The organism is Corallococcus sicarius (genome assembly GCF_003611735.1).
Classification (GTDB): Bacteria; Myxococcota; Myxococcia; order Myxococcales; family Myxococcaceae; genus Corallococcus; species Corallococcus sicarius.
On record NZ_RAWG01000019.1, the window covers coordinates 1 to 13,569 of the forward strand.

At 67.2% G+C, this 13,569-nt stretch carries 5 protein-coding genes; all 5 read right to left on the reverse strand.

The window, feature by feature from the left end:
* Positions 1-87: 87 nt before the first annotated feature.
* The 5 genes from D7X12_RS04770 to D7X12_RS04790 all read right to left on the reverse strand — a co-directional run bounded on the left by D7X12_RS04770 (position 88) and on the right by D7X12_RS04790 (position 13,487).
* Positions 88-2,121 carry a membrane dipeptidase gene (locus tag D7X12_RS04770; RefSeq protein WP_120624080.1) on the reverse strand — a complete coding sequence of 678 codons (2,034 nt, stop codon included), beginning with the start codon at positions 2,119-2,121 and terminating at the stop codon, positions 88-90.
* A 91-nt stretch (positions 2,122-2,212) separates the two neighbouring features.
* Complete coding sequence (locus D7X12_RS04775; RefSeq protein ID WP_120624081.1) at positions 2,213-5,260, reverse strand: DEAD/DEAH box helicase; 3,048 nt, start codon at positions 5,258-5,260, stop codon at positions 2,213-2,215.
* Complete coding sequence (locus D7X12_RS04780) at positions 5,257-10,389, reverse strand: hypothetical protein (protein ID WP_147443528.1); 5,133 nt, start codon at positions 10,387-10,389, stop codon at positions 5,257-5,259. The genes D7X12_RS04775 and D7X12_RS04780 overlap by 4 nt, the downstream gene beginning before the upstream one ends.
* A gap of 60 nt (positions 10,390-10,449) precedes the next feature.
* Positions 10,450-12,945, reverse strand: coding sequence for an AAA family ATPase (locus tag D7X12_RS04785; protein WP_158619963.1), 2,496 nt, complete (start codon positions 12,943-12,945; stop codon positions 10,450-10,452).
* A gap of 182 nt (positions 12,946-13,127) precedes the next feature.
* Positions 13,128-13,487 (reverse strand): YciI family protein, encoded by a 360-nt coding sequence (locus tag D7X12_RS04790; RefSeq protein WP_120624084.1) that lies wholly within the window; start codon positions 13,485-13,487, stop codon positions 13,128-13,130.
* Between the last annotated feature and the right edge of the window lie 82 nt (positions 13,488-13,569).

Sequence of the window (13,569 nt, forward strand, 5' to 3'; positions counted from 1 at the left end):
CCTCCCGCCCACCCCTGAAGCAGGCACGCGCGGGAGGGAGCAACCGTCACGGAGCGGCGTCAGGAGACGCCGCTCCGGTGGAGCGCATCAGGTGCAGGTCAGCCAGGAGCACTTGCCCGACTGGCACTCGCGGCCGGTGGAGCAGATGGAGCCCCGGGGCCGCTTCTCCACGCACTTGCCGGAGTTGAGCCCCCAGCCGCAGAACTGGCTGGTGGTGCAGTGCGAGTCGGTGGTGCAGATGCAGCTGCCCGGGATGTCGCCGCAGTCGTCGAGCGCGTTGCACGAGTTGCTCCGGCACTCCTGGTCGAAGCGGCAGGTCTCGGAGACGAACTTCGTGGCGGGCGCGTACGCCTTGCCGCAGATCTGCGGATAGGCCGCCTCACGGGTGGCCTTGGGAACGTAGGCCGCGACACCGCTGGTGTCGATGTCCGCCGCCGCGTCCGCCATGCCGGAGCGGGTGCCGTTCGCGCGCTCCCACATCCGGATGAAGTTCTCCGCGGAGCCCTCCAGGCCGGTGGTGTTCACGCCGAGCTGCTTCAGGTCGCGCACCACGTCCGGCAGCAGGCCCACGTGCGCGAGGCCGTAGATGTCGAAGTCGGTGCCCAGGCGCCCGGGCCCGGAGACGCGCTGCTGCTCGCGCTGGGTGTCGGCCTCCGCGCGGAAGCCGGCGGAGCACGCGCCGAAGTCACCGAAGCGCGGCCGGGTCTGCTGGATGAAGCCGTTCAGGTCCGCGCCGAAGCCCATGTTGACCTTGAGGCCCTGGCGGCCGAACTCGTACGCCTGCGCCAGTGAGCGCGTGGAGCCCTGGCAGTTGTTGGCCACGGTCGTGCGGGTGTAGGCGCGCGTCTCGTCATGCGCGGTGCGCAGGCCGAACATGCCGCCCGTCTGGCGCACGTAGCGCACCACCCAGGCAGGCGTCGTCTTCTCGTTGGCGGCGAGATCCGGGTTCATCACCTCGCGGAAGTGACCGTGGGAGATGTACAGCGGGTAGTAGGTGTTCGCCTGGGACACGGCGAACGCGTCCTGCACGCTCTTCTCGGACATGTGGGCCAGGTCGATGAGCATCCCCCTGCCCATCATCTCCTGGACCAGCGCCTTGCCGTCCGCGGTGAGGCCCTTGGTGTTGCGGCAGTTCGCGTCCACGTCGAAGCCCAGCGTGAAGCCGGAGCCGGTGATGCCGCAGTCAGTGTCGATGTGGCAGTTCTCCAGGAACTGGGCGACCTGGAAGATGGCATTGTGCGGCGCCGCGCCGCCGAAGCGGTTGTCCAGCTGGTGCACGGGCTGCAGCGAGCGCACACCCAGCGAGTGGACGCGGTTCAACTCCGCGCGCCAGTCCTTCGTGCCGAACAGCTTGGACGACTCAATGGACAGCACCATCGCGAGCTTGCCGGCGGCGATGATCTGCCGGGCATGCGCGGGCGACAGGGCGATCTCCGCCCAGTCCGTGCGCGCGTCGAAGTCGCGAGCCATCTGGAGCTGGATGTCCACGTCCGTCATCTCGTCGCAGGGCCGCTTGAGGTTCTGGTACGGCAGCGCCTTGCAGAGGAACTCGTTGCTGACGAGCGACACCATGACCAGCGACATGCCGCCCTGCTTCGCCTTCAGCAGCCAGCCCTCCCACGCCTGCTGATGCGCGATGGTGTCCCAGCGCGGCCACTGCGTGTGCACGTCCTTGCGGCCCAGGTGCAGGCCGGTGTCGCCCTCGGTGCCCTCCGCCTGGCCGATGACCTCCGACGCCACCGCGCCGCCCACGCCGAAGATGTCCGACAGGATGGGCACGCCGCTCAGGTTCACGCTGCCCGAGTTGGGACAGAGGTTGAGCATGTTGCGCAGGTCCATGCGGACACGCGCGTGGTCGCTCTCCGGTTCACCACCGTCACAGCTCGCGAGCGTGCCGGTGTGCCCGCCATGGAACCAGCCGCCGGCGAAGGCCTCCTCGGCGAACATGTGGTGGTGCATCTCCGCGAAGCCGCCCACGGCCAGCGGCTGCGCCACGACCTCCGGCGCGACGGTGGGAACAGGCGGCTCGTCGGCGACGGGGCCACAGCCAAGGGCCAGCGCCGAAGCGGCGAGGAACGGGGAGAACAGACTGCGGGGATTGAAACGGGAACGACGTTGCATGCAGTGCACCTTTCTTGGGGGGGAAGGCGCACTGGGCGTATCAGTAATGAGACCGGACTAGCAATTCTTGCAGGCTAAACACGGTATTTTGTCACACAGCATCGGGCTCTTCTCCCACAACGACCCCCACCATCTCTTCTTCGCCGAGGAATTCGTTCTTGAGAGGGAAACGAAGCATGGCTTCCATCTGCTGGAAGAGCGCTTCGCCTGGCAGCTGTTCCTTGCGCCAGCGGCCCGCCGCGAGGCGCAAGCTTGGCTTGTACTGGCCCGCGAGGATCCATTGACGCATAGCGTCCAGCGTGGCGAGTCGTGCTTCGTCGCAGCCCTTGCGCAGCGCGTCCATTGAGGACAGCACCCACTCTTCGTTTTTGTCCAGCGCGGGCTTCTGCCGCTGCGCACGGACAATCTCCGCCACGCCGGAGAAGAGCCGTCGGGCGCCCTCCGCCATCGTGTTCGCACGCTGTCGACATGGGACCGTGCGCAGTCCCTCTGTCACATCCGCCTTCTGGGAGTGTTTGAACAGGAGATCCAGCCCCGCGACGTCCGCGACGCGTTCCAGGCCCCCGACATCCTGTTCGCGCCAGAAGGCCCAGTACCAGCCCAGCCGCGTGGCGACGACGCCGGGGAGACGCGACCGGGTCGCCGCCCTCCGGCCCGGGCGCAGCGCCCGGATCCGGTCATAGCGGGCGGGCTCCAACTGCTGGATCATCAGGATGCGTTCGGCATGACGGCCAAGCGCATCCATTTCATCGTGCGCTTCGGCCTTCTCCAGGGCCTTTCCCGCATAGATATCCAGAACGCCATCAACGTCGGGGCGCTCCTCCAGTGGGAGGATGTGACTGTCTTCACCAAAGACCTTCAAGAACTCCTGGATGCGCCGTCGGAGGACCTGTTCGAGCCCGAGGTTGGTTTCAAGTGCCCGCTCCGGAAGGAAGCTGGAGATGTGGATCTCCTCGTTGAGACTCCCCAGGCGGTCGATGCGACCCGCGCGCTGGATGAGCCGCACGGGGTTCCAGTGCAAATCGTAATTGATGAGGGTGTCAGCATCCTGGAGGTTGATGCCTTCACTGAGCACATCCGTGGAGATGAGCAGGTCGATTTGCTGCTCTTTCGGCACTTCGGGGCGACCGCGTGCGGGGTTGGCCCGGGGAGCGAAGCGGCGAGCAGTCTCCCGCACGTTTCCGCTGCTGCCCGTCACCTTCGCCACGACTCCATGTTCCCCCTGGAGATGCTCATGAAGAAACTCCGCCGTGTCGGTGAACTGCGTGAAGATGAGGGTGCGGTGCATTCGGGGAGGGCGTGTCGTCAGGTAGGCCCGCAGCCGCGCGAGCTTCGCATCCGCCGCGGGGGACTGCTGATGCATCGCCCCCCAGAGTTCTTCCACCCGCTCCAGGTCGGCCGTCAGGGCGTTGCGCAACCGGTCGACGTGAAACATCCCCGAAGGCATCTGATCGCCTCCCGGGTTCGACTCGCCTTCGTCCTCGACGTCCGCGACAACCTGGACAAAGCCCGCCCGGAGGTTCTCCAGTGCGCGTTGGAGCCGCGTCCGGAGGCGTTCCAGGGAAGCTCGAAACGCGGCCTCACTGGACTCCAGTCGCTTGAGCAGCAGCACCTTGAAGAGGCCCCGGAGGCTCTGCCCTGCCTGGCGGAAGCCGACCATGCGGGAATCATCGCGGTGCATCTCCAGCACATAGGCGGCCAGCCCGTAGAGGGGGTACTCCATGCTGCCCAGGAGGTGGATGATCCGGTCGTACAGGCCGGTGCCGTACGTGTCCTCGATCCGGTAGCGCAGACACTGCTCCGGTCCTGAGACGCGCGTCGGGAACCGGATGGGCACCCAGTCGTAGCCCCCGGTGGGCTTCTTCACCGGGAGCTTCGCGTCTTGGTAGTGGTTCTGGATGAAGCGACGGGTGCGCCGCACCACCACGTGTTGGAGGACGTTGGTGAGCGACTCCCTCCCCGCCTCCACGGCCTTGAAGAAGTCCTCCAGGGACTCCCCTGGGAAGGGCAAGCGCGTGAAGTTCTCTGGGAAGAGTTTCAGCTGCTGCATCACGTCCCGGGGGCTGTTGTTCTGCGGTGTCGCGGAGAGCAGCAGCACCTGCCTCCGCGAGGGGACGTTGTTGGGGTGCAGCCACTCCCAGATCCGCTCGTAGCGACGCGTCGCGGGGTTGCGGAAGTTGTGGGACTCATCCACCACCAGGACCTGCCGCTGACTGTATTGAGGAAGGTCCTCCAGTCGCCCATGGGACAGGACGCGCAGGTTCACCCCGAAGTCCTCGCCCAGGGCCTGCCACGTCGGACACACGGTGGGCGGAGCAATCACCAACGCGTGGCGGTCCATCGTGTCCTGGAGATAGCGCAGCAGGGCCATGGCGATGTAGGTCTTTCCCAGACCCACGACATCCGCCAGGAAGACCCCGCCAAAGCGCCGCAGGATTCCCTTCGCCTGTTGGTAGGCCGCCCGCTGAAAGGTTGTCATCACCTCCAGCAAGGGATTGCTGTCGGTCAGGTCGGCGCCCTGGAGCATCTCCAGGAAGAACTCCGAGAGGACCTTGAGGTACAGCTCCTCTGCGCCGAGCATCGCCCCGGCCCAGGAGCTCTCCAACAGCGCCTGGACGTCCTTTGAGATGTCCTCTGATTCCGCCGCACGGAGCCGGAACCATTCGCGGGCCCGCTCATGCATCGCGCCCGTGAGCGCCAGGTCCAGCTCCGCGCCGGAAGGCCGGTGCAAGGTGCCATGGGTGATGGGCCCCGCGGGAACAAGGCTGCCCCCCGGTCGACTGATGATCCGGCTGAAGAGCGGCCCCGGCTGATAGTGAAGGACGCGGGCTTCGGCGGAGGAGAGCTTCCGGATCCACTCCCCGATGCGACCTTCCCATTCCGCCGTCTGGGGCAGGCCGTCCAGCTGTCCACCGAACGCCTCCAGGAGCGCGTTGCGGTGGGCATGGGTCACCCTGGCGGGAAGGCCCGCATGCGGTTCCCGCGCCAGGCTCGCATGTCCTTGCGGAGGCTGGGCCAGCAAGCCCGGGGCCGACAACAAGAGGTCCATTCGCGGCTCGGCCTGGAAGATTTCCAGGACATCCGTGCGCAATTCCCCCGCCGAGACCAGTGTCGCACCGTCCCTGTCCAACGTGCTCATGAGGGGTTTCCTCTTTCCAACCAGGCACTCATCGATGACGCCAGGAGCGACACCTCGGGTTCTGGCTCGGCGGGAAGGTGGGAGTTCGCGCTCAGCCATGCAGCCATGGGGACCTCCAGGATGGAAATCTCATCCTCGCCACTCGTGGGCGCGACAGCAGGCTCCAAGGGCAGCGGCGTCACCAGGACCCATTCCGGGCGAGGAGGCCCTGGGGATGGGAGCGGCTCGGGAACAGTCCCGAGAGGCTCCGGGCCTGGCTGCGCGGCGGAAACGTCCGGGCTCGTGGGCACCGCTTCGACCTCCAGGCCCAGGGCCCGCAGGAGGGTCTGGTTCCAATGTCCTTCCACGGGGCGCCCCGCGTGCTCCTCGAAGAAGCGGACGGGCGCCGTGGCGGCGGCCATGCCGGGCCACTCCACCCAGGCGACGGAGGCGAGCGGGGGCACGAAGCGGCGGCCTCCGGCAGGCCCCTTCTGATTCGGCGGCAGCCACGTCCATCCTGCGGGAGCACCCACGCGAGGCAATGACTTCCACCAGCCCACCAGCGCACGCACCAGCAAGCGTCTCCCGGTGTGCAGCCATGGTCCCTCGCCCGGAAACGCGCGGCGCACCGTCTCCTCAAGCAGCGCACACGCTCGCGCCCCATCCTCCACGAACGGTGTGGGACGCCTTGCTTCCAAGAGGCGGCAGAATTCCAGGGGTCGCGACTCCTGCCGGACCAGCGCCGCCATCAGCTCCCGAAGGGTCACGGTCCCGACGCTTCCAGGGGGCATCCTCCGTGATTCGGGAATCCCTCCCTCGGCTTCCACCTCCGCCGCGTCTGACGTTGTGAACGCCCCCACGATCACCATCAGGCGAGGCAGATGCCCCCGGATCAGACGGTCGCGCGCCGCCCGCTCTTCCCAGAACTCCGCCGAAGCGGGCTCTGTTGTCAGTGACGGATAGGACGGGAGGAAGACAGCAGCCTCGGCCGAGAAGATTCCGGTGGTGGTCACCCCCGGCACCGTCCGCGTCGTCCTCAGACGCATCCGCTCAATGCCATCACGAGGTGAACTCGACGACGCCTCGGAATCGCTGTCGTCGTTCGCCACCGACTCCGCGGCTGCGTCCTTGTGGCGCTCTACGAATGGCGAAGCCCTGGCCAGGACTTCGTAGACCGGTGGAATCCGCTCGACTTCCCGCTCGACGGACGCGCCGTCGGCGGTGGACCCCGCCGGCCTTCCCTCCATGCGGAACAGGCCAGGAACCACGGAGCGCAGGCCCGGCGCCCGGGTCAGGGGCCAGAGGCGTGTGATGAGGCCTGCGAGGCTGGTGGGCTCGCCCTGGTGCATCCCCTGATCCAATGGGCCGAAGAGAGATTCGACGGACGCGTGGAAGGACGCCCGTGCTGTTTCCCGCAGGAGTTTGGAGTCCACCGTGCGCAGGACGGCGAGGCGGTTCGACGCGAAACGCACCCGCTGGTAGGCCTCCGTCAGGGGTGACTTCACCGGCCCCGGCCCACCGGGGGGCATCCCCGTGGGATGGAGGGCATTGGGAAGGACCGAGATCGTCGAGAGGAAGAGCCGGCCCACGAGACCCGCGCCCAGCTTCCCGGCGTCGTGTTCAAGAGCCTTGAGGCCGCGCAGCAGGGGCTCGCGTTCGGCGGCGGAGAGCGGGCCCCCCAGGCGCTTGAGGGCTGCGGCGCCTGGCGGCCCGTTGCGCAGGGCCTGACGCATCTGGATTCCCAGCACCACGCCGCCCGACCGTATCTGCCGCGTCTTCAACTCATGGAGGGTCAAGCCCAGCAGACAGGCTGCGGTCTCCATGCGCCACGGATGGAGGAGTGGCTCACTGAGGCCGAGGACCGGAAGTGCACGGCGGCCTTGCAACGCCGGCCGCAACACGACCGGGGTTCCACATCCCCACGACTTGGGATCGCACATCTCAAAGGCGCGCCTGCGTCCTTGTGCACGGCCACACCAGCAGGACCACCGCACGGGCGCGTCTTCTTCCTTGTCGTACCCGGTGGCCCAGTAGCGCACCCGGGACATGGTCAGGGTCTCGAACCGTATGGGACGGCCACCCTCCGTATGACGGGCCGCCTCCGGCTTCTTCCATTCCGGAGGCGCGATGCCGGCGGCCTCCAGGACTTCTGCGAGCCGGGGAAGAAAGGGTGGAGTTCCTCCTGACCAGGCCCGTTCGATCCTCGCCAGTTCCGCCGCGCTCTCAGGATGTGCCGCAGTCCACCACAAGCGCTCCATGCTGGACAGCGCCGGGGCCTCCGCACTCGCGGGAATTCCCTCACCATCACGGGCGCGAAAGCGGAGCTGGAGATCCGGGCCGACCAGCGGGCTGGAGGTTTCAGGCAGGACGTAGCAGGCGCCCACCCGCGAAGTGGCCCGTTCGATCAATTCGCCGGTGCCTCCGTCAAACCACACCTCCTCTGGAGGAGTGGACGCGAGGGTTGGATCCTCAATGACAAGTTGGGCTGGCAAGCCATCCTCTCCGTAGGGCGCGTCCTCCCGCTTCAACCCCGCTTGAAAGGGAAGCACCCTTCCGTCCGACAGGACGAGATGGCTCCAGGGAAAGGTCGGAGGATCGTTGCCCACGACCAGCGTTATCCGCCACGCGAGTCCCATCCCCGACCTGTCCCGCTCCATCTCTTCTCGGAGGTCGAGGACCCGCCCCTGAATCCCGGGAGGAATGAACCAGCGTTCCGCAGCCCCAGGAAGCTTCAGCGTCAGCGGCAGAAGGATGTCTTCCTCTTCACCCTCCTCCGTGTCCTTCTTCGGCGGGGGCGTGAAGATGTTGGCCGCGAGGTTCCAGACGCTCACCTCATGGAGGCTCTTGTTCTTCAGAGGGCCTTTGGGGATCCGGGCCCAGAGCGAATGCTGCGCCTCCAGCCAAGCGTCGCCAGCCTTCACGGGGGCTCCCCGTGAAAGCAGCACACGGTGCGGGACTACACCCTCCGCGCAGAGCAACACGGGAATCCGGACGCTGACCTCTCGCGAGGGCCCCAGTTCCCCCTCCCGTGGCGGAAGGGAAGCCTCCATCCACCGGGCACCCAGGTGCGACCCTCGGACGTGAACCACGCGAAGCCCGCTTGGAAGAGGCCTCGCGTGGGCGGCAACCCGTGCGGCCGCCTGCAGCCGTCCTGCCGGAAGAGAGGCGAAGGATGACAATCCACAGGAAATCCATCCCGGCCCCGCCATGCTCCCAGCGCCCCCCGCCCTCGGATTCACCTGGGGAAGCGGCACCATCGCGACACTCAAGCGAATGACCCCTGACGCATCCCGGAGGGGGACCGCGAGTTCGCCACCCGGGGTGAGCCGAGCCGCTGCCACCGGAACCCAGGCCCCCGGCCGGAGTTCGGAGGAGACATCGGGACAGGCCCACGCGGGTGCGCTGCCGGCCTCCGCCGACACCGCGTGTCGCAGGATGGGGAGCAGTCCGTCGGGCGCGGTCGTGTCCGGTACGGGCTCCAGGACGGCCTTGAGGAAGTACTTGCTGGCCAATAGCAGTCGCTCGTCCCGACCCGCGAGGCCGCGCAGGATGCCAAGAAGATTCCGGGGAAGGTCGCGCGCATCCTCCGCGTAGACCCCAAGACGCGCGCTGATCCCGAGCAGCTTCCGGTACGCCGCGAGTTCCAGCAGGGCGCAGAGGCTCGCGCCCGCCAGCGTTCCGATCGCGACGGGATCGCGGAAGTTCTGCCTCCTTGAAGGAGCAAGGCCTTCGTCCTTCAGCAGTTCCTGGGGCGACTCCACTTCAGGCTCGGCACTTCCCTGCCCGGGGCCCTCTTCCAGTTCAGGCATCGGCAGCTCTTCTTCAATGTCCTCCTCGAACCCGTCGTCGAATGGCTCCTCCTGGGTTCTTGCATCCCCCGAGGTCAGCAGGCCCCTGGCGAGGACTCTCGGAACCCAGCGATACCATGTGCCATCCAGAAGTACCCGACCCCTGTCATCAACCTCGGGGACCGCGGCGGGAAGCTGGATGGGCAGACATGTTCCGTCCTCACAGACCAGTTCCAGCCGTAGGGTCAGTGGACGGTACCAACTGCCGCCACTCCGACGCGCCATCTCGGAGGAGGTGGGCGCCCCCAGGTCATAGCCGCGGTAGCACACCTTCCCCCGCCTTTCGGACAGGGTGAAGGGAAGCGCCATGCGCAGCACCCGCTCCAGTCCCCACCACATCCGGGGCTGTCCTGGCGCAAGGTCTTCCTGAAGGAACGCGCGCCGCTCATGGGCCAGGAGTCGATCCCAGGGAACACCGGGAGGAAACGACAGGGAGGGCGACAGTGCCACGGTGTTCCAGTGGCGAGACACCTCCACGGGTCCCGGCTCCAATGCCTCCTCCACCCGCCGCACCAGCGCTGCCACCTCCTCGCCTCCCGTCAGCCGAAGCAGGCTCATGCGCCGCAGCCAGATCAACAGGGTGTCACGCAGCTCGCCGCTCCTCGCATGCCCCACCATCTGCCGGGTCCTGGGAAGGAAGCTGCCTCCGTCCTTTTCCACCCGATAGGCGAACTGACAAGCGTTCCAACCCGGCGCGATGGCCACCACGAGTCCGTAGGGATGCCTGCGGAAGATGGGCTGGAACGTGGAGCCGTGGGGATAGGGGAAGACAAGCTCCGCCAGGGACACCACGAAATCGCCATGGCGTGCGACGGTGCGAAGGCGACGCAGGACCATCGTGGAGTCGAGCCGCTGCGTTTCATCCACCGCATGCGCTTCGTACCGAAGGTGGCCCACGAACACGCGCTCCAACAGCACCGCGGCCTCATCCCCGTCATCGCACCGGGCAAGCGCATCCAGCAGGCCGAGGAGTTCCCGCCCTCGGGGAATGGCGTCGACCCAGGCCGCGCTGTTCTCGAGTGGGCTCCACCCCGGTTCCTCGGGGCGCTCCAGCACCGCTTGGGGCACCGGCTCGGAGGGCGGAGGCGGCTCGGGTGCGGCGACCCGCGCCGGAGGAAGTGTCTGCAGGCGACCCACGAGCGCCGCCACCAGCGCGATGTCCGGCGCCCCGAGTCCCGTCCACCCTCGCAGGTCGAACTGCTGTCGCAAGGAGCGTGCCTCCTCACGAAGGGAAGACTGCTCCAGCGTCGACAGCAATTGACGCACGATCAATGAAGCAGACACGTCCTGTTCGTTCGGCAATGAGCGCCCCCTTGATCCCTGCAATGCCTGCTCATATCGACCGCGTTCGATCCCGTCCCCTCAGGGCGTGGGCCCTTGGGGCTGGAACCGCCGCGCCAGCGAATCCGCGAGACGGGAGCCGCAGTGGCGTCGCGTTTCCGTGAGGAATCGACGGATGGACGCGGCAGATACGGAGCGCGGACCTTCCTCCAGGGCGACGGCGAGCGCCTCCACGGTCAGGCGCACGGGCCCCCCACCCGACACGGGAGTCGGATCCTCCGCCTGCGCGCAGCGCAGATAGGACTCGGTGACCGCGGCTTCCAGATCCGAGCCCGAGAAGAAGCTCTGGTTCACCTGGTTCGCCAGGAACAGGGGCGCCAGGAGCGTATGGATCTCCGCCGTGTCGGGAGCATTGACTCCCACCGACGACTCCGCACGTCCCAACCGCTGTAGATAATAGGAGACGATCTCCACCGCCTCCCCCAGGTCTGGCGGCGGCACGGGGACGTAGCGTCCGAAACGGCCGCTGCGGATGACCGCCTCATCCAGCGCTCCCAGGAAGTTGGTCGTGCCCACGATGATCCGGCGCAGCCGACCCGCCCTGTCCAACTGCACCAGCAACTCGTTGACGTCGGCCTTCTCATCGCTGTGCATGTTGCCGGAGCGCCGGGAACGTGCGACCGCATCCAGCTCGTCGAGCACGAGCATCCGCTTCTCCTGCTCGACCACCCAGTCGAACTGTTCGCGGATCATGATCTGGCCCCACCCCACGTAGGGGCCGCGCAGGTCCGAGGGCGAGAGCAGGCGCACCTCCTGCTCCAGTTCGCCCGCGATGGCCCGGGCGAGGAGCGACTTGCCGCACCCGGGAGGGCCGAAGAAGAGGATCCCCGAAGCCCGGGAGACATTGCGCAGCAGGGCCCCCCGCTGTTCCGGCCAGACGATGTCGCGCTGGATCCGCTCCTTGACGGACGCGTAGCCCGCGACGTCGTCCAGCCGAGGCAGGGAATCCTCGCGGCGCTCCGGGGTCTCGACCGGAGACTCACGCCGAGCCTCTTCCTCCGGATCCTTCACCTCCGAGGCGTTCTCCTCGAGCGAGCGGGACTCAAGCGAAGCGAAGGCGGCCCCTGCGACGGGCACCAACACCGCGCCCCCTTCACCCAGGTGGTGGGCGATATCCGCCAGGAAGGGGCCGGCCCAGAGCAGCGTCTCGCTGGGAACCACCAGGGAGAAGGGCTCGTCTGGCTTGCGCCGCGAGAAGATCTTCCGATGGTAGAAAGACTCCATCGGTCCGCTGCCCACCAGCGTTTCCACCTCGAAGGTCCCCATTTCCTCCACGTGCAGATCCGTCCGGGTCACCTCCTGGGTGGAGCCTTCGTCGTCCAGGACCTCGGTCCGATGGTGCTCGAACTGGAGGGAGGCCTGGGGATTGCGCGACAGGATCCACTGCGCCAGCCGGGCCTTGAGGGACAGCGTGGTGCTGCTTTCGTTGCTGCCCTTGAACCGGGAGAGCGGCGTTCGCGTGAGGATGTCTCCCCAGGAGTTCAAGGCCTGCGCAGCCCCCTGGGCGCTGGCTTCGCGGCTCCACAACACCAGCTTCAAGGGGGACAGCTGCGACACGACATCCTGCTTCTCCAGCTCGGGCTTGCCGCCCACCATCAACAGCAGTCGGGACACCGGCGCTCCGTCACCGCTGATCGCCGTAGCATCGAACTCGAACACGGGGCCCGGCCAGGTCGCCAGGAGGCGGGACAGATCGACGGGCGCATCCGTGTCACGCCGGAGCGAGATGAGATTCAAGGCGTGGGGAGCATCGTGGAGCCGGGGGCCGTCCGAGCCGAGCACAGAGGGCTTGAGATACCCGTGCAGCAACGGGGAAGAGCCTCGCACGACCTGCGGTGCCGCACGCTCCGAGCCTCCTGTTCGGACGAAGCGCTGGGCGCAGCGATAGGCCCAGCCCATCACCCCTTCCCACGTAGGCTGGAGCCAGTCCGCGGTGTCGCGGCGCTCTGGAAGGTAGAGCAACGAGAGGATCGGCTCGGAACCGGTGAGTGCGCGAAGGAACGCCACCTCGCGATCCTGAGACAATCCCAGGGCGCTCGGCCAGAAGGGCTGGGGCAGTGCAAAGGAGCGGGACGGTTCCGGCGCTTCGTCCTTGTCGACGTCCGGGGCGGGATCGATGAGGGCCTTCTTCAGCGCCAGGACGAAGGGCGCGTGGCGATCCCAGCTCCCCGTCGTCGGCGTGACATCCAGCCCCGCCCGTTCCAGCTGGCGCACGACGTTCCCAAGGGAGGAGCGCTGCATCTTGACGTCGGTGGAGTAACCAAACGTCTTGACCAGCTCGGACAAGGAAGACTGTCCGACGAGGCTCAGCGTGTTGCTGAACTTCGTCTGCCGCCTGCGAGCATCCGCCAGCCACAGGGCCAGGGGCTCCACATCCGCGCGGGAGACCCGCTCCAGGGCATTGTCCTGAAGCGGCAACCGTACCGTGAGCGTGGCCCCACTGCGCCGCGTCACAATCCCGATGGGACTTCCCGACTGGTGCTTGAAGACGACCGTATCGCCAATCATGACCTTCATGACGACCCTCCCCGGGTCAAGCATGGCACGAGGAGGAACCCCTCACACCCGAGCCGATGACAGCCGACAAGAACCACGCCGGCCATCCCCCGCACGGGGTATTGCGCTGAAGCTCTTTTGCCGGCAACGCATCAAGGGGATTCGGATGCAGTGCCGAGTACTGCGGGCGCTCCGTCAGGGGCTCACTCGTCGAAGCAAGGCCCGCTTTGACGCACCTCGACGATGGACCACTCCGCAGCGGGACACTCGCTGGCGATGGCGAGCGCTTCCTCCCGCGTGTGGACGTCGATGAGGAAGAAGCCCCCGATGATCTCCTTCGACTCCGTGAAGGGACCGTCGCTGAAGGAGCGCTTGCCCTCGCGCACCTGGATGCGGACGCCCTCCTCGTCGGAGCGGAGCGAGTCGCTGGCCAGGAGCAGGCCTCGCGCCTTGAGGTCCGCGCCATAGCGATGCATGCGCTCCATCCGCTCGGCGGCGACGCGGCGCTCCCCGTCCGTGCGCGCCCGGGCTCCTACCTGCTGGACCAACACCATGAACGACATGCCGTGCTCCCTTCCGGCCTGGAACGAACCAGCCCACTGACGCTCGCCTGATACCCGCTCAGGCGGCGAGAAACCTGGGTTT

What these genes read in the sequence shown, in the direction of transcription:
- D7X12_RS04770 (WP_120624080.1), bottom strand. Translation starts at nt 2,121, where the DNA reads ATGCAACGTCGTTCCCGTTTCAATCCCCGCAGTCTGTTCTCCCCGTTC.
- D7X12_RS04775 (WP_120624081.1), bottom strand. Translation starts at nt 5,260, where the DNA reads ATGAGCACGTTGGACAGGGACGGTGCGACACTGGTCTCGGCGGGGGAA.
- D7X12_RS04785 (WP_158619963.1), bottom strand. Translation starts at nt 12,945, where the DNA reads ATGAAGGTCATGATTGGCGATACGGTCGTCTTCAAGCACCAGTCGGGA.
- D7X12_RS04790 (WP_120624084.1), bottom strand. Translation starts at nt 13,487, where the DNA reads ATGTCGTTCATGGTGTTGGTCCAGCAGGTAGGAGCCCGGGCGCGCACG.